At 61.5% G+C, this 17,639-nt stretch carries 12 protein-coding genes; 4 read left to right on the top strand and 8 right to left on the bottom strand.

What is annotated here, in order from left to right:
- Window positions 1-60 precede the first annotated feature (60 nt).
- Entirely contained in the window at window positions 61-1,104 is a 1,044-nt protein-coding gene (locus AACY25_RS06800) for an NAD(P)H-dependent flavin oxidoreductase (RefSeq protein WP_339523314.1), read from the bottom strand.
- A gap of 123 nt (window positions 1,105-1,227) precedes the next feature.
- Between AACY25_RS06800 and AACY25_RS06795 the strand changes: the two genes are divergently transcribed.
- Complete coding sequence (locus AACY25_RS06795) at window positions 1,228-2,076, top strand: 23S rRNA (adenine(2030)-N(6))-methyltransferase RlmJ (protein WP_339523312.1); 849 nt, start codon at window positions 1,228-1,230, stop codon at window positions 2,074-2,076.
- Here AACY25_RS06795 and AACY25_RS06790 read toward each other — a convergent pair.
- Together AACY25_RS06790 and AACY25_RS06785 are read right to left on the bottom strand one after the other, a co-directional pair.
- Window positions 2,073-3,326: an HD-GYP domain-containing protein gene (locus tag AACY25_RS06790; RefSeq protein WP_339523310.1), complete on the bottom strand. Its 1,254-nt coding sequence runs from the start codon at window positions 3,324-3,326 to the stop codon at window positions 2,073-2,075. The two genes, AACY25_RS06795 and AACY25_RS06790, sit on opposite strands and share 4 nt — an antisense overlap.
- A gap of 85 nt (window positions 3,327-3,411) precedes the next feature.
- Window positions 3,412-3,948, bottom strand: a complete 537-nt coding sequence (locus AACY25_RS06785) for a PadR family transcriptional regulator (protein WP_339523309.1) — start codon at window positions 3,946-3,948, stop codon at window positions 3,412-3,414.
- 127 nt (window positions 3,949-4,075) lie between these two features.
- Between AACY25_RS06785 and AACY25_RS06780 the strand changes: the two genes are divergently transcribed.
- Entirely contained in the window at window positions 4,076-5,728 is a 1,653-nt protein-coding gene (locus AACY25_RS06780) for a phytoene desaturase family protein (RefSeq protein WP_339523308.1), read from the top strand.
- 42 nt (window positions 5,729-5,770) lie between these two features.
- Here AACY25_RS06780 and AACY25_RS06775 read toward each other — a convergent pair whose 3' ends face one another.
- From AACY25_RS06775 to AACY25_RS06765, 3 genes are all read right to left on the bottom strand, one after another.
- The gene (locus tag AACY25_RS06775; protein ID WP_339523306.1) at window positions 5,771-5,968 is read right to left on the bottom strand and encodes a YjfB family protein; all 198 of its coding nucleotides are present in this window, start codon (window positions 5,966-5,968) and stop codon (window positions 5,771-5,773) included.
- Between the two features lie 60 nt (window positions 5,969-6,028).
- A complete protein-coding gene (gene msrA / locus AACY25_RS06770; protein ID WP_339523304.1) occupies window positions 6,029-6,676 on the bottom strand; it encodes a peptide-methionine (S)-S-oxide reductase MsrA in 648 nt (215 codons plus the stop codon).
- Between the two features lie 65 nt (window positions 6,677-6,741).
- The gene (locus AACY25_RS06765) at window positions 6,742-9,384 is read right to left on the bottom strand and encodes a sensor domain-containing protein (RefSeq protein WP_339523303.1); all 2,643 of its coding nucleotides are present in this window, start codon (window positions 9,382-9,384) and stop codon (window positions 6,742-6,744) included.
- Between the two features lie 131 nt (window positions 9,385-9,515).
- Here AACY25_RS06765 and AACY25_RS06760 point away from each other — a divergent pair, with 131 nt between their 5' ends.
- Window positions 9,516-9,992, top strand: coding sequence for a hypothetical protein (locus tag AACY25_RS06760; protein ID WP_339523301.1), 477 nt, complete (start codon window positions 9,516-9,518; stop codon window positions 9,990-9,992).
- Window positions 9,993-10,088: 96 nt separating this feature from the next.
- Here the strand turns inward: AACY25_RS06760 and aceF are convergent, their stop codons facing one another.
- On the bottom strand, window positions 10,089-11,759 hold the full coding sequence (aceF, locus tag AACY25_RS06755) for a dihydrolipoyllysine-residue acetyltransferase (RefSeq protein ID WP_339523299.1): 1,671 nt from the start codon (window positions 11,757-11,759) through the stop codon (window positions 10,089-10,091).
- A gap of 11 nt (window positions 11,760-11,770) precedes the next feature.
- The gene (gene aceE / locus AACY25_RS06750) at window positions 11,771-14,416 is read right to left on the bottom strand and encodes a pyruvate dehydrogenase (acetyl-transferring), homodimeric type (protein ID WP_339523298.1); all 2,646 of its coding nucleotides are present in this window, start codon (window positions 14,414-14,416) and stop codon (window positions 11,771-11,773) included.
- Window positions 14,417-14,682: 266 nt separating this feature from the next.
- Here aceE and glnE point away from each other — a divergent pair, with 266 nt between their 5' ends.
- Window positions 14,683-17,631 carry a bifunctional [glutamate--ammonia ligase]-adenylyl-L-tyrosine phosphorylase/[glutamate--ammonia-ligase] adenylyltransferase gene (glnE, locus tag AACY25_RS06745; protein WP_339523297.1) on the top strand — a complete coding sequence of 983 codons (2,949 nt, stop codon included), beginning with the start codon at window positions 14,683-14,685 and terminating at the stop codon, window positions 17,629-17,631.
- The last annotated feature ends 8 nt before the right edge of the window (window positions 17,632-17,639 follow it).

Raw genomic sequence — 17,639 nt, 5'->3', positions numbered from 1 at the left:
CGCGATGGTGGATGAAAAAGACGTCATCCACCCTACGAGGTTGTGCAGTCGCGGTCGTACTTACTGGGTCAAACCTTGAGCCAGCTCGCGGGTCAGTTCAGCTGCGCCGATGGGCTTGCAACCACTGACATTCTGCCCGGCCCAGAGTGGTGAAAAGTCGCCACTGCCCAGGCTTTCCGCTTTGGCACGCAGCGGTGCAATGGCCGCTGTGGCCAAGGGGAATGCCGGTGCCAGTGGGCTAATTGGCCCCAGTTCGCGCATCACCCGGTTAACGATGCCGCGCGCCGGTCGGCCGCTAAACAGGTTGGTCAGGGCCGTGTGCTGCGCCGCCGGGCTGTGCAGGGCGGCGCGGTGGATGGCGCTGGTGCTGGCCTCATCGCAGCACAGGTAGGCGGTGCCGATCTGCACCCCAGCCGCGCCGAGGGTCATGGCGGCACGCACGCCTTGGGCGTCGGCGATGCCGCCGGCGGCAATCACTGGCAGGCGCACCGCCTGGACGATCTGCGGCAACAGGGCGAAGGTGCTGAGCTGACTGCTCAACTCGTCGCTGAGAAACATGCCGCGATGGCCGCCGGCTTCCAGGCCCTGGGCGATGATTGCATCGGCACCGTTGTCCTGCAGCCACAGCGCTTCCTCCACCGTGGTCGCAGAGCCCAACACCTTGGCCCCGCAGGCCTTGACCCGCGCCAGCAGCTCGGCCGAGGGCAGGCCGAAGTGAAAACTCACTACCGCCGGGCGAAACTCATCCAGCAAGTCGGCCATCTCGGCACTGAACGGTAGACGGCCAGGGCCACTGGCGATACTTGCGGGGTCAATGTCCAGCTCGGCGTAGTAGGGGCTCAGCGCCTCGCGCCAGGTGATTGCACGTGCGTTATCAACAGGTGGTGGGGTGTGGCAGAAGAAGTTCAGGTTATAGGGCTTGCGGGTTGCCCCAGTCAGGGCCTGCAGCTCCTTGCGCAAGCCGTCCGCGTCGAGCATGGCGCAGGGCAGTGAGCCAAGCGCGCCGGTATTCGATACGGCTGCGGCCAGCCTGTGGTTCTGTACGCCGGCCATGGGGGCCTGGATCAGGGGCAGCTCGATACCCAATAGCGCTTGCAATGACATGCCGTTCTCCTTGGCTTGGTCTGGGTGGCGAGACACCCTAACCCTTGACGAGGCCCTCGGGCAAATGCGGCTGTCGGGCTCAGGACGGCCTGTTAAACTGTGCGGCCACAGGAGCTCGCCCAAATGAACTACCGCCACGCCTTCCATGCCGGCAACCATGCCGATGTGCTGAAACACTATGTCCTCAGTCGTCTGATTGCCCTGCTGTCACGCAAGGAGGCGCCGTTCGCCTACCTCGACAGCCATGCCGGCATTGGCCTGTATGACCTGCGCGGCGACCAGGCCAGCCGTACCGGCGAGTGGCTGGAAGGCATCGCGCGGTTGTGGCAGGCCACGGATGTGCCGGACCCGCTGCTGGACTATCTGGAAGTGATCCGGGCGATGAACCCGGATGGCGAGTTGCGCCATTACCCAGGCTCGCCGGAGCTGGCGCGCCTGCTGACTCGCGAACAGGACCGTTTGCACCTGAATGAGAAGCACCCGGAAGACGGCCGCCTGCTCAAGGAAAACATGCACGGCGACCGCCGCGTTGCGGTGCACTTGGGTGAAGGCTGGTACGTGCCGCGCGCCCTGCTGCCGACCCGCGAGAAGCGCGCACTGCTGCTGATCGACCCGCCGTTTGAGCAGGTGGATGAGATGGAACGCTGCGCCCAGTCGCTGAGCGAAGCCATCGGCCGCATGCGCCAGGCGGTGGTGGCGATCTGGTACCCGATCAAAGACCTGCGCCAGTTACGCCGTTTCTACAGCGACCTGCAAAAGAGCAAGGCGCCCAAGCTGCTGCGGGTGGAGCTTTACGTGCACTCCACCGACGAAGCCGCGCGCCTCAACGGCTCTGGCCTGGTGATCAGCAACCCGCCATGGGGCCTGGAAGACGAACTCAAACAAATCCTGCCCTGGCTGGCCCAACTGCTCGGGCAAAGCCAGGGTGGCTGGCGCATGGATTGGTTGATCGAGGAAAGCAGCGCTGGTTAGCGACCTTTGGCCGGCTCGACAAAGTAGCTCAGCTGCTGACGCGGATTAAGGTATTCCAGCGCTTCGCGCGGTAGCTGGGCTGGGCGCAGGCCGGCGGCGATGCTTAGGCGCGGTTCCTGCTCCAGATCGATGATCAGCGCCTCGTTCTTGGGCACTGCGGCATCGTAGACAATCAGCGTCGGCTTCAGCGGTTGGCTGGGGTTCATGCCCAGTACCAGGCCGTAGCGCTGGTCGTCCAGCTGCACCAGGCAGCCTGGCGGATAGATGCCCATCACCCGGATAAAGGCCTTTAGCGCCACCGCATCGAAGCGCGCACTGTATTGCTTGAACATCAGTGCCAGCGCTTCGTGCGGGCTGAGACCATCGCGCGGGTTGAGCGGGTTACACAGGTTGTCGAACTGGTTGGCGATGCATACCAGGCGGCTTAGCCGGCCGATGGCGGCCTCGCGCAGCTGGCGTGGGTAGCCGCTGCCGTCGCAGTACTCATGGTGCTCGTTGATGATGCGCAGCACCTCATCATCGAGCATCAGCTTCTGGCCCATGCGCAGCCCGAATTCGCAGTGCAGTTGCAGCAGCTGTTGTTCCGGGCGGGTCAGCGGCTCGCTTTTCAGCAGCACCTTGCTTGGTACTTCCAGCTTGCCGACATCATGCAGCAGCGCGCCGAGACCGAGGATATGGCAGTCCTCGCTGTCCAGGCCGAGTTGGCGACCGAGCAGCAGGGCCAGCACGGTGACATTCAGTGAATGGAAATAGCTGTCTTCGGCGGCCTTGCTGTTGATGCTGTGCAGCACCACGCCGCTGCCGCCGAGCAGGGTTTCGACCATCGCGCCGACAATCTCTCCGGCCTGTTTGATGGCATCTTCCGGGCGGCTGCGCAGGGTCTGGTTCAGCGTTTTGACCTGCTGACTGGCCTGGACAAACTTGCGGTCCACTTCCGCCAGACGCTTGCGCAGCGCCTTGAGCTTTTCCGCGCGAGCCTGGCTGGCTTGCTGCTGGGGGCTTAGCGTTGGCGCTGTTACGGGCTCGGCCGCAATTTGGGTCGTGTCAGCGGCCAGCGGCGGGCAATCACTGCGTGTCGGGTCGTAGCGCAAACGCTCCAGGCCCAGAGCGCGCAAGGCACTGATCTGCGCGTCATCCTTGATCTTGAAGTTGCTGAAGGCAAAGTTGTGTTCCCACCAGGCCAGTTCGAGCTGGATATACAGGCCGACGCACAGTTGATCGGGGGATATGTAGGCGGAGGTCGCTGGCATGCGGGTATCGGCACTGGTGGCTATTGGCTTGCAGTCTAGCGGTTTGCCTATCAGCTGGCAGTATCTGCAATAAGTTCTGCGGCGCTTAGTGCTGCCGCAGCTCCTGTTCGACCTCATCTGCCCAGGCCAGCCAGGACTGTTCGCCGAGAATGCCGCGGCGCAGGGTCAGGTAGGGCAGGCGCAGTGCCTTGCGTTGCTCGGTGGGCAGGGCCTGGTAGTCGCGCTCGATGCTCAGCAGGCTGTCCAGGGTCTTGCGGTGCACGGCCACATGCCGACTCATTTCCTCGCGCAGGTTATCCAGCGAGGTATGCGCGCCCGCGTACAACTTCACCAGCAGCGCATCGTTGATCTTGTTCGGCTGCACCGGCTCGCCCAACCAGCGCAGCAGCTCGGCGTGGCCGGCGGGGGTCAGGCGGTAGTTCTTCTTGTCCGGACGGGTGTCCTGGGCCTGCGCTTCGAACTCCAGCCAACCGGCTTCACTGAGTTTTTTCAGCTCCAGGTAGACCTGTTGGTGCTTGGCGTTCCAGAAGTAGCCGAGGCCATCCTTGAAGCGCTTAAGCAGGTCGTAGCCGCTGCCGGGTTCGCTTTCCAGGAGGATAAGGATGGCGTGCTTGAGCGACATAGGCGGGTTTCACCGGCGGCTATTATAAGTGCGCAGCAGTATACGGATTATGCAAAAAGTTGCATGGGTTCTACTTGCAGCCTAGTATGCAAATAATTGCATAACAAGAATAACGCAGGAGCTTCCCATGAAACGCACCGGTACCCGCTTCCGTCCGCGCCTGGTCCAGGGTGATTACGACGCCATCATCATCGGCTCCGGCATTGGCGGGCTGACCGCTGCGGCGCTGCTGGCCAAACTCGGCAAGCGTGTGTGCGTGCTGGAGCAGCACTACACTGCGGGCGGTTACACCCACAGCTATGAGCGCGAAGGCTACGAGTGGGATGTGGGCGTGCACTACATCGGCGAGGTGCACAAACCCTGGTCGGCGATCCGCCGGATCTTCGATGTGATTTCTGACGGCAAGCTCGAATGGGCGCCGATGGATGCCCACTATGACCGCATCGTCATTGGCGATAAGACCTACGACTACGTGGCCGGGCGCGAGGAGTTCAAGGCCGAAATGTTGCGCCACTTCCCCGATGAAGCAGCGGTGCTTGAGCGTTATGTCGACCTGCTTAGCGAGGTCAGCACCAAGGTGCCGCGCTTCTTCGCCGGGCAAGCGCTGCCACGTTCACTGGGCATGCTTTATAGCAAGCTGCGTCGGTTGTGGTTGCCGGATTACTTCTTCAAGACCACCCGCGAAGTGCTCGAAGGCCTGACTGATAACCAGGAACTGATCGGTGTGCTCACCGCGCAGTGGGGTGACTACGGTCTGCCACCGGCTGAGGCCGCCTTCGTCATGCACGCCATGGTCGCCAAGCACTACATCACTGGCGGCAACTACCCGGTGGGCGGCGCGATAAAGATTTCCGAAACCATCATCCCGGTGATCGAAGCGGCCGGCGGCCAGGTGTTCACCTATGCTGGGGTCGACAAGATTCTGGTGGAGAAAGGCCGCGCGGTGGGCGTGCGCATGCAAAAGGATGGTTTCGAGATTCGCGCGCCACAGATCGTCAGCTGCGCCGGCCTGGTGCCAACCTATAGCCGCCTGCTCGACCATCAGGTGGCCAGCGAGTATGGCCTGCTGGAGCAACTGCCCAAGGTCAAACTGTCGGCCGCCACCCTGTGCCTGTACGCCGGCTTCAAGGGCAGCGCCGCCGAGCTGAAGCTGCCGAAGACCAACTACTGGGTCTACCCGACCCATGATCACGACCACAACGTCAGCAGCTTTATGGCCGGACAGAACCCGGCGATGCCGCTGATCTATATCAGCTTCCCCTCGGCCAAGGACCCGGCCTGGGATGCGCATTACCCGAACAAGGCAACGGTGGAAATCGTTGCGCCGACCCAGCCGCAGTGGTTCGCCCAGTGGAAAGGCACGACCTGGGGCAAGCGCGGCGCCGACTACGAGGCCTTCAAGGCGCAGCTCACCGAGCAACTGCTGGAAACCCTTTACCAGCACCAGCCGCAACTACGCGGCGCACTGGACTTCTGCGAGCTAGGCACGCCGCTGTCTACCGAGTGGTACCAGTGGAACGAGCAGGGTGAGATCTATGGTATCGACCACACGGTTGAGCGTTTCGAGCAGCACTGGATTCACAGCCAGACGCCGATCAAGGGCCTGTATCTGACCGGCGCCGATACGGTGACCGCCGGGGTTGGCGGTGCCCTGATGGCGGGGGTGTTGACTGCCACGCGCATGATCGGTTGGCGCGGTTATCGGGTTGCCGGGGTGTTGAAAAATTGGCGGCACGGCGCGCCAGTGCAAGCTCAAGAAGCCGCCAGCCTGGAGCGTTAGCTGTCAGGCGCCATTGGCTGGTCTGCGTGGGATCTGATGAGGCTAGACGCTTATATCCACGCTGTTGCCCAGGTTGGGTGGATTGCTCGGCGCGCTGACCGGGGCGATGCTCTGAATCAAGCCGGCGGCGCTCTCGGCTTGCAGCTGCAGGGTTTTTTGCAGGATTAGCAGCGACATCTGTGCCGACGCCTGGCTGGCGTTGGCGGCGGAAACCGCGCTAGCGATTTTGCTTAGTTCCATGGGGCAAACTCCCGCAGGTTCGATAAACAATCGACTCGGCTATCACCCTGCGGGTTCCGCTCATATCGGCAGACACACGCCTGTGCCACCTAACCCGCAATAACCACCTGGATTCTTTGCCAGATACTGCTGGTGATAAGCCTCGGCGTAATAGAACGGTGGAGCCTCACGTACTTCAGTGGTGATCGCTCCGAAACCGGATTTTTCCAGCTCGACCTGAAACTGCGTTTGGCTGCTTTGCGCTGCGGCCAGTTGCTCTGCCCCGTAACAGTAAATTGCCGAGCGGTACTGGCTGCCCATGTCGTTACCCTGGCGCATGCCCTGGGTCGGGTTGTGCGCCTCCCAGAAGACTTTCAGCAGGGCGGCATAGCTGGTGAGCTTTGGGTCGAACACCACCAATACCACTTCGGTGTGGCCGGTCAGGCCCGAGCAGGTTTCGTCATAGGTCGGGTTCGGCGTATGGCCGCCGGCATAGCCGACCGCCGTGCTCCACACGCCCGGTTGCTGCCAGAAGCGCCGTTCGGCGCCCCAGAAACACCCCATGGCAAACACCGCCTGCTCAAGGCCCGCTGGGAATGGCCCTTGTAGTGAGTTGCCATTGACGAAATGCGCAGCGGGCACTGCCATGGCTTCGGCTCGGCCGGGCAGGGCTTGCTCGGCGCTGGGCAGTTCGAGTTTGTGGGCGAGAATTTGCGAACGCAGAACCATGAGCCATTTCCTCAGCAGAAGCATGTGTGTCATAGACCGTTAAAGCCCAGGCTTGTTACAGCCGGCTAGCCCCTGTTCGGATAACGCTTGAGGCTTTCCAGCAGGTCGCGGCCGGCGATGGGTTTGTCGAACAGGTAGCCCTGACCGATATCGCATTGCTGACGGCGGAGAAAGCCCAGCTGCGCGGCGGTTTCGATACCTTCGGCCACCACCTTGAGTTTCAGGTTGTGCGCCATGGCGATCACCGCTGAGGTGATTTCCATGTCGTCCTGATTCTCCGGGATGTCCTTGATAAAGCTGCGATCGATCTTGATCACGTCGATGGGGAATTTCTTCAGGTAGCTGAGCGAGGAGTAGCCGGTGCCGAAGTCGTCCATGGCCAAGGTCAGGCCCAGGCTTTTCAGGCGGCTGAGCTGGTGGCGGGTGTCGTCGGTGGCTTCCAGCAGCAGGCTTTCCGTCAGCTCCAGTTCGAGCAGGGCCGGATCGAGTTGCTCTTCATGGAGAATGGCGGCGATCTCGCCGACCAGGTCCGGATCGGAGAACTGTTTGGGCGACAGGTTGATGGCCATCTGCAGTGGCGTGTGGCCAATGGCGATCAACTGTTTACTCATGCGGCAGGCCTGGCGGGTAACCCATTTGCCGATGGGGATGATCAGGCCGGTTTCTTCCGCCACGCTGATAAACTTGTCCGGGCTGATCATGCCCTTGTCCGGGTGGTGCCAGCGCAGCAGCGCTTCCAGGCCCAGCAGCCGGCCGCTCTTCAGGCACAGCTTGGGCTGGTAGAAGACTTCCAGTTCATTCTGCATCAACGCGCGGCGCAAATTGCTCTCGACGAACAGCTTGTAGTGCGCCTCGGCATTCAGCACATCGGTAAACACCTGCAGCTGATTTTTGCCGTTGGCCTTGGCTTTATGCAGGGCCAGGCCAGTGTGTTTCATCAGGGTCTGTGGGTCGTCGCCATGCTCGGGCGCACAGGCCAGGCCGATGGAGCCGGTGACGCTGATTAGTTGGTTGTCGACAAACAGCGGCTTGTCCAACGTGTGCAGGAGCTTCTGTGCCACCTGCTCGCTGTCGGCCTGGTTGGCGTCGAGCATTACCGCAAATTCATTGCTGGCAAAGCGCGCCAGCACACTGCTGGGGTGCAAGGTATTGCGCAAGCGGCGCGCCAGGCTGACCAGCAGTTTATCGCCAGTCTGATGGCCGAGGCTGTCGTTGATCCGCTTGAAATTGTCGATGTCCACCAGCAGCAGGCTGATCGGTTTGCCTGAATGTTCGCTGAAGTGGCCCTCCAGCGATCGGATAAAGGCGTAGCGGTTGCCCAGGCCGGTGAGGTTGTCACGAAAGGCCAGGCGCTCAATATGCTGCTGTGCCTGCTTGCTCGCGGTAACGTCTTCGTAGATGCCGATGTAGTGGGTCAGGTTGCCATCGTCGGCATGCACCTTGGACAGTGATAGCTGGCCCCAGTAAGGGTCGAGGTTCTTACGCCTGCTCTTGAACTCACCCTGCCAGCTATTGTGTTCGGCTAGGCTGGAGCTGGCATCGAACAACAGGTCGCTGAGGTTTTCCAGGGCGGGGATTTCGGAGAGGCGGCGGCCCTGCACTTCGTTGGCGCTGTACAGGGTGATGGCGGTAAAACTCGGATTGACGTATTCCACCAGGCCGTCGCGGTCGAGCAGGATAAAGGCGCTGGAGCTCTGCTCGACGGCGCGCTGGAACAGGTAAAGGGCGTTGGTCGCCGAGCGCCGCTGCTGGTTGGCCAGCACCTGCGCATACTGATCGGCCAGCTCGCCGGCAAAGGCAATCTCATCGGCCTGCCAGGTGCGCGGCGCGCCGGTATGTTCCAGGCACAGCACCCCCACTACTTCGCCCGCGATGCGGATGCTGGCATCGAGCATGGCGTTGATACCCATGGGCTGCAGGTAACTGCTGCTCAGCTCGCAGGTGCGTGGGTCGTGGTGTGCGTCATGCGCGTCCAGGGCCCGGCCGCTGTGCAGCGCCTGCAAATAGGCGGGGTAGGGACTGGCATCGATATCGGCCTGGTCTACATGCTGGCCCTGGTCCTGTTGGTACAGGGCCACCGATTGCAGCATGTGCTGATTGAGGTTCCAGATGCCGACACGGCTGACTCCATACAGCTCACAGGCGCTTTTGCTGATCAGCTCGGCGGCTTCGCGCAAGGGGTCAGTGTCGCCGTAGTGATGGCGTGCCAGAGTGACAATCAACTGCTGCTGGGCCTGGGTGCGCCGCTGCTGGGCCTGCAGTTCGGCCTGGCTGCGCTGGTACAGCTCGAGGGTCTGCGGCGAGGGTGCGCTCTGCTCATTCATCACCAGCAGATAGCCGCGCAGCAAGTGTCGGCCGCGTTGTTTGAAGGCTTCGCCCACTTCCATCAGTGTCAGACTGCCGCGCGGGGTGTGCAGGCGGTACTGCACGCTGTAGTGCGTACGTTCGGTAAGTTGTTGCGCAATGCTGTCGTGCAACTGATGGCGAGCCGCGGGTTCCATCAGGCTGGCATAGGGCGCATCGAGCAGTGAGCAGAGCTCCTGAGCCGGCAGACCAAACTGTTGTTCGCAGCCCGCGTCGAGGTACAGCAGCGTCCAGCTGGCTTCATTCAAGCGCTCGAAACGCAGCAAGCCAAGGCGCGAGGGCACTGGCAACTGCGTCACAACCTCGGCCGCTAAACGACTCGCGGCATCGGGATGGCTTTTCATTCGGAGGCTGGCTTCCAGTATGCTGATCGGAGCGGCAATCGACTCACTTCATATATAGCGTCGGGTAAGGGTGCATCATGCAATTGCGACTGACAAGAAAACTAATATCCGCAGTGCTACTGAGTAGCTGTATGACCACCTCGACGGTATTCGCCGCTGAGCTTGATACGGGGCTGAGCAGCGCCGAGCAGGGCAATTATCTGCTCGAACTGAAACGCCTCTATCTGACTCAGAACGACCGTCAGGCGCTGTTGGCGCACTGCAATGATCTGCTGAAAACCTACGCCCTGCGCGCCGCCTATCAGGTCGGCCAGGCGCAGCGTCAGGACCTGACTTATCAGCTGCGTCAGGGTGAGTCTGGCGAGCTGTTGCTGCGTGAAGAAACCCGTGGCCAGCAGGGTACCGATATTGCTGTACGCAACCAGCGGGTGTCGCTGTTTGGCGTCGATCCTTTCGTGCGTTACGAGTGTCCCACTAGCGGCATCAGCTGCGTGCTGCACAACCCCAACGACGGCAGCCCAATGCTGACCATAGTGCGCGATCACAAGGGCGCTGCCGAACTGGCCAAGGCCCTGAGCTTTCTGATCCGTAATCTGCAGAAAGGCTGATCGCCTCCCATGGTTCCGCTGGCTTAAATCTAAAAAAAACCCCGCCTAACAGGGCGGGGTCGAGTGTACGAGCGTGGCTGCTCGAAAGTTGATGCGTTACAGCAGCATGGTGCGGATGTCCGCCAGTACGTCACCCAGGCGCTTGGTGAAGCGCGCCGCAGCGGCGCCGTTGATCACCCGGTGGTCGTAGGACAACGACAGCGGCAGCATCAGCTTGGGCTGGAAGGCTTTGCCATCCCAGACCGGTTGAATGGTTGCCTTGCTGACACCGAGAATCGCTACTTCCGGCGCGTTGACGATCGGCGTAAAGCCGGTGCCGCCAATGTGGCCGAGGCTGGAGATGGTGAAACAAGCGCCCTGCATTTCATCAGCCGAAAGCTTCTTGCTGCGGGCTTTCTCAGCCAATGCAGCCGCTTCCGCAGCCAGCTGCAGTAGGCTCTTCTGATCGACGTTCTTGATCACCGGTACCAGCAGGCCGTCCGGGGTGTCCACGGCAAAGCCGATGTGCACGTATTTCTTGCGGATGATCGCTTTGCCACTCGGCGCCAGTGAGCTGTTGAAGTCCGGCAGCTCCTTGAGCAGGAAGGCGCAGGCTTTGAGTAGCAGTGGCAGTACAGTAAGTTTGACCCCGGCTTTTTCAGCCACGGCTTTCTGCGCGACGCGGAAGGCTTCCAGTTCGGTAATGTCAGCCGAGTCGAACTGGGTCACGTGCGGCACATTGAGCCAGCTGCGATGCAGGTTATTGGCACCGACCTGCATCAGGCGGGTCATCGCCACTTCTTCGATTTCACCAAACTTGCTGAAGTCCACCACCGGGATCGGTGGGATACCTGCGCCACCGGTTGCGCCGGCAGCTGGGGCTTCCTTAGCCTTCTGCATCATCGCTTTGACGTAAGCCTGCACGTCCTCTTTGAGGATGCGGCCTTTCGGCCCGGTGCCCGATATGACCGACAGCTCGACACCGAACTCACGTGCCAGCAGACGTACAGCCGGGCCTGCATGAACCTTGGCACCGTCGCGCTTAGGCGCGGCGGAAACGCTTGCGGCCGCTGCTGCCAGAGAGGCAATCGCGCTGACTTCGGCGGCGACCGCCGGATGCGCGCCGGCTGGAACCTTATGCACATCGTTTGCGGGTGCGGCGGCCTGTGCTGGTGCTGGCTCTGCGGCCGCAGCTGGTGCCGCAGCGGCGCCGGCCACTTTCAGCTTGAGGATAAAGTCACCAGTGCCGACTTCGTCTTCCAGTTTGACGTTGATGCTTTCCACCACTCCGGCAGCCGGCGAGGGAATTTCCATGCTGGCTTTGTCCGACTCCAGGGTGATCAGCGATTGGTCGACTTCGACTGTATCGCCGACCTTGATCAGGATTTCGATGACCTTGGCTTTGCCGTCTGAGCCGATATCCGGCACATGCACGTCCTGCACGCTGCTGCTCGCCTGTGCGGCCGGCGCAGGTGCGGCAGGTGTTGCGGGCGTTTCAGCTGCAGCGGCTTTGGGCGCTTCAGCAGCTGCCACCGCCGGTGCTGCTTCGGTAGCGCCTTCTACTTCCAGCTCCAGCAGTTCGTCGCCTTCTTTCAGCGTGTCACCCAGCTTCACTTTCAGGCTTTTCACCACGCCGGCTTTCGGCGCAGGAATTTCCATACTGGCCTTGTCCGACTCCAGCGTCAGTACGCTCTGGTCAGCTTCGATACGGTCGCCGACTTTCACCATCAGCTCAATTACTTCACCCTCACCACCACCGATGTCGGGTACGCGAATCAATTCACTCATCGTTTCGCTCCTTAGCAGTCCAGTGGGTTGAGTTTTTCCGGGTTGATACCGAACTTGGCGATGGCCTCGGCCACCACTTTCGGTTCGATATCACCGCGGTCGGCAAGTGCTTCCAGGGCCGCCAGAACAACCCAGTTGCGGTCCACTTCAAAGAAGTGGCGCAGTTTCTTGCGGCTGTCGCTGCGACCGAAACCGTCGGTGCCAAGGACTTTGAATTCCTTGCTCGGAACCCACTGACGAATCTGTTCGGCGAACAGTTTCATGTAGTCGGTCGAAGCAATGACCGGGCCCTGACGGCCGTTCAGGCACTTCTCCACGTAGGTCTGCTTGGGTTTTTGGCCAGGGTGCAGACGGTTGCTGCGTTCCACGGCCAGGCCGTCACGGCGCAACTCGTTGAAGCTGGTCACGCTCCACACGTCTGCCGCGACGTTGAACTCGTCACGCAGAATTTTTGCTGCTTCGCGCACTTCACGCAGGATGGTGCCAGAGCCGAGGAGCTGCACGTGGTGCGCGGCTTCCTTCTTGTCCTCTTCGAGCAGGTACATGCCCTTGATGATGCCGTCCTCAACGCCCGCCGGCATGGCCGGCTGCTGGTAGGACTCGTTCATCACGGTGATGTAGTAGAAGACGTCCTGCTGCTCTTCGGTCATCTTCTTCATGCCGTCCTGAATGATCACCGCCAGCTCATAGCCGTAGGTCGGATCATAGGTGCGGCAGTTGGGGATGGTCGCCGCCAGCATGTGGCTGTGACCGTCCTCGTGCTGCAGACCTTCGCCGTTCAGCGTGGTGCGGCCGGCGGTGCCGCCGATGAGGAAGCCACGGGTGCGGCTGTCGCCAGCGGCCCAGGCCAGGTCACCAATGCGCTGGAAGCCGAACATCGAATAGAAGATGTAGAACGGCAGCATCGGCTGGTTGTGGCTGGAGTACGAAGTACCAGCCGCAATAAACGAGCTCATGGCGCCAGCTTCGTTGATGCCTTCCTCGAGGATCTGGCCCTTCTTGTCCTCGCGATAGAACATCACTTGGTCTTTATCCACCGGCTCATACAACTGGCCGACCGAGGAGTAGATACCGAGCTGGCGGAACATGCCTTCCATACCAAAGGTGCGCGCTTCGTCCGGGATGATTGGAACGATGCGCGAGCCGATGTCCTTGTCCTTGACCAGTTGCGCGAGGATGCGCACGAAGGCCATGGTGGTGGAGATTTCGCGATCGCCCGAACCATCGAGGATGGCCTTGAGGGTATCCAGCGGCGGCGTTGGAATGCTGAAACTTTTGGCGCGACGTTGCGGCACGAAGCCGCCCAGTGCTGCGCGGCGCTCGCTCAGGTAGCGGGCTTCGGCGCTGCCTTCTTCCGGTTTGATGAAGGGCAGGTTTTCCAGCTCTTCATCTTTGACCGGGATGTCGAAGCGGTCGCGGAAATGCTTGAGGCTTTCGACATCGACCTTCTTGGTGTTGTGCGCGGTGTTCTTGGCTTCGCCTGCGCCGGTGCCATAGCCCTTGACGGTCTTGGCCAGGATCACGGTCGGCTGCTCTTTGTGGTTGACCGCTTGGTGGTAGGCCGCATAGACCTTATACGGGTCGTGGCCGCCACGGTTGAGCTTCCAGATCTCGTCGTCGGACAGATCGGCAACCATCGCCTTGAGTTCAGGCGTATTGAAGAAGTGTTCACGGACGAACGCGCCGTCTTTGGCTTTGTAGTTCTGGTACTCGCCGTCGATGACTTCGTCCATGCGACGCTGCAGGATGCCGTCGACATCCTTGGCCAGCAGTGGATCCCAGAAGCGGCCCCAGACCACTTTGTTGACGTTCCAGCCGCCGCCACGGAACACGCCTTCGAGTTCCTGGATGATCTTGCCGTTGCCGCGTACCGGGCCGTCGAGGCGCTGCAGGTTGCAGTTGATGACGAAGATCAGGTTGTCCAGCTTCTCGCGGCCAGCCAGGGAGATGGCGCCGAGGGATTCCGGCTCGTCGCACTCGCCGTCGCCCATAAAGCACCAGACCTTCTGCTTGCCGGCCGGGATAAAGCCGCGCGCTTCCAGGTACTTCATAAAGCGCGCCTGGTAGATCGCCTGAATCGGGCCCAGGCCCATGGAAACAGTTGGGAACTGCCAGAAATCCGGCATCAGCCAGGGGTGTGGGTAGGACGACAGGCCCTTGCCATCGACTTCCTGACGGAAGTTGTTCATCTGGTCTTCGCTGATGCGACCTTCCATAAAGGCACGGGCGTAAACGCCGGGCGATGCGTGGCCCTGGAAGAAGATCAGGTCGCCGCCGTGCTCCTCGGTGGGAGCCTGGAAGAAGTAGTTGAAGCCGATGTCATACAGGGTCGCCGAGGACGCGAAGCTGGAGATATGACCGCCCAAGTCTGAGTCTTTCAGGTTGGTGCGCATCACCATGGCCAGCGCGTTCCAGCGCACCAGCGAGCGAATGCGGCGTTCCATAAACAGGTCGCCAGGCATGCGTGCTTCGTGGGTCAGCGGGATGGTGTTGCGGTATGGCGTGGTGATGGCGTACGGCAGCTGCGAACCACTGCGGGTGGCCAGCTCGCCCATACGGGTCATCAGGTAATGTGCGCGGTCTTCACCCTCGTTATCGAGGACGGACTCAAGGGCGTCCAGCCATTCCTGGGTTTCGACGGGATCGAGGTCTTGCATGGCTTGCTCCAGGGCGGAAAGGCTTCCAGAATCGGAGGCCAGGTTTCGTGGCCGACTTCGTGAGTGGCCGCGTGAATTCTTGGATTGACCGGGGGTAGGACCGGCCGCGTGTAGTTTTACTACATTCCGACGCCGATTTCAGCCTTTTGGATACAATCTTTGGTAGTAAAACTACAATTATTTTTCTGCCAGTGATTCGACCCGCTCTAGCGTGGGTGGTGCCATTCCTGATCGCTGCACTGGCAGACCGCTAAAAAGGATAGACCATGAGCCTGCCCGCGCTGGCCTCTTTGCCCGCTGCCTTGTCACCCCTCGCACTGCGTGCCGAACAGTCCCTGCAGCAAGCATTTGCCGATCTCTCCAGCGAGGCATCCGCCGCTTTCGCAGGCTGGCCAAACGCGCGACTGGAGGCGTTGCAGCGGGTGGGCGCTGCCAGTGATTTCGTGGTGCAGCAGGGCCTGCGCGACCCGCAGATGCTGCTCGATCTGGCCGCCAGTGGTGAGTTGGAGCGCAGCCTGGCGGCGGGCGAGTTGCGCGGCCAATTGGCCCTGGCGCTGGAGGAGTGCGCCGATGACGACGAGCTGGGGCGACGCTTGCGTCGTTTTCGTAACCGCCAGCAACTGAGGATTATCTGGCGCGATATCAGCCGGCAGGCTGACCTTATCGAGACCTGTCGCGACCTTTCCGACCTGGCCGACTCCTGTATCGATCTGGCTTATCAGTGGCTCTATCCACGTCATTGCACGCAGTTCGGCACGCCCATCGGCCGGCGCAGCGGCCAGGCGCAGCACATGGTCGTTCTGGGTATGGGCAAGCTGGGTGCCCATGAGCTGAACCTGTCCTCGGATATCGACCTGATCTTCGGCTACCCCGAGGGTGGCGAGACCGAAGGGGTGAAGCGCCCGCTGGATAATCAGGAGTTCTTTATCCGTCTTGGCCAGAAACTGATCAAGGCGCTGGATGTGATCACCGTCGATGGCTTTGTGTTTCGTACGGACATGCGTCTGCGCCCGTATGGTTCTTCCGGTTCGCTGGTGTTCAGCTTTAACGCGCTGGAACAGTACTACCAAGATCAGGGCCGCGACTGGGAACGCTACGCGATGATCAAGGCGCGGGTGGTCGGTGGTGACCAGGTTGCCGGGGCGCAGTTGCTGGAGATGCTGCGGCCCTTCGTTTACCGGCGTTATCTGGATTTCTCGGCGATTGAAGCGCTGCGTGCGATGAAGCAGCTGATCCAGCAGGAAGTGCGGCGCAAGGGCATGGCCGAGAACATCAAGCTCGGCGCTGGCGGCATCCGCGAAGTGGAGTTTATTGCCCAGGCTTTCCAGCTGATTCACGGTGGCCGTGACCTCAGTCTGCAGCAGCGCTCGCTGTTCGCCGTGCTGAATACCTTACGCGACCAGGGCTACCTGCCGCCGGCGGTGACCGATGAGCTGCGCGACGGGTATGCCTTTCTGCGTTACGCCGAGCACGCGCTGCAGGCCATTGATGACCGGCAGACGCAGATGCTCCCGGACAACGAGCAGGACCGTACGCGTGTGGCTTTTATCATGGGCTTCGACACTTGGCAGGCCTTTCATGAGCAGCTAATGCACTGGCGCGGTCGGGTGGACTGGCACTTCCGTCAGGTGATTGCCGACCCTGATGAAGAGGAGGGCGGAGAGCCGGTCGAAGAGGCCGTGGGCTGCGAGTGGTTGCCGCTCTGGGAGGATGTGCAGGACGAAGAGGCCGCGTGCCGACAGTTGGCCGAGGCTGGCTTTGCCGAGCCGCAATCGGCCTGGCAGCGCCTGGCGGGGCTGCGCAACGGCAATCAGGTGCGCGCCATGCAGCGCCTGGGTCGCGAGCGTTTGGATGCCTTTATTCCGCGCCTGCTGGCGCAAGCGGTGGAGCATGAAAATCCGGATTTGGTGTTGGAGCGCGTACTGCCGCTGATCGAAGCGGTGGCGCGGCGTTCGGCCTACCTAGTGCTACTCACGGAAAACCCCAGCGCGCTGCAGCGCCTGCTGACTCTGTGTGCCGCCAGTCCTTGGATTGCCGAGCAGATTACCCGCTTCCCGCTGTTGCTCGATGAGTTACTTAATGAAGGGCGTCTATTTAAGCCGCCGCTGGCCCCTGAGTTGGCCGCCGAGCTGCGCGAGCGGTTGATGCGTATTCCCGAGGAAGACCTGGAGCAGCAGATGGAGGCGCTGCGCCACTTCAAGCTGGCACATCGCCTGCGTGTGGCCGCCTCGGAAATTGCCGGCACCCTGCCGCTGATGAAGGTCAGCGACTACCTGACCTGGCTGGCCGAGGCGATTCTTGATCAGGTGCTGGCCCTGGCCTGGCGCCACACAGTGAGCAAATACGGTGCGCCGCGCCGCCCTGACGGCACTATTTGTGATCCGGATTTCGTTATCGTCGGCTACGGCAAGGTCGGCGGCATTGAGCTGGGCCACGGTTCGGACCTCGACTTGGTGTTTATCCACGATGGCGATTCGCAGGCGGAAACCGATGGCGAAAAGTCCATCGACGGCGCGCAGTTCTTCAACCGCCTGGGTCAGCGCATCATTCACCTGCTGACCACCCAGACCAACTCTGGCCAGCTCTATGAAGTGGATATGCGCCTGCGACCTTCGGGTGCTGCGGGCCTGCTGGTCAGCTCGCTGGGCGCCTTCGAGCGCTATCAGCAGGGCGAGGCCTGGACCTGGGAGCACCAGGCGTTGGTGCGCGCACGGGTACTGGTCGGCTGTGCGCGGGTCGGCAAGGCCTTCGAGGCTGTTCGCGCCGGCGTGTTGGGGCGTGAACGCGACCTGGCCACACTGCGCACCGAGGTCAGCGAGATGCGCGCGAAGATGCGCGACAACCTTGGCAGCAAGGCCACGGCGGCCGGTACGGCGGCGAATGCCTTCGAGGCCACCGCGCCGTTCGACCTCAAGCAGGACGCCGGAGGTATCGTCGATATTGAATTTATGGTGCAATACGCGGCCCTGGCCTGGTCGCGCCAGTACCCGGAATTGCTTGAGTTCACTGACAATATTCGCATTCTGGAAGGGCTGGAACGGGTCGGCTTGCTACCGGGCGAAGATGCCCGTTTGCTGCAGGACATCTACAAGGCTTACCGCTCGGCGGCGCACCGCCAGGCCCTGCAAAAGCAGCCTGGGGTGGTCAGCGGTGAGCAGTTTGCCGAAGAGCGGCGCACGGTAATGCGCATCTGGCGTGAGCTGGGTTTGAACTGAATATCAGG

This window comes from Pseudomonas sp. EA_35y_Pfl2_R111 (assembly GCF_963970955.1).
Taxonomy (GTDB): Bacteria; Pseudomonadota; Gammaproteobacteria; order Pseudomonadales; family Pseudomonadaceae; genus Aquipseudomonas.
Note: the sequence above shows the minus strand (reverse complement) of the source record. Positions and strands in the feature narration are given on the sequence as shown.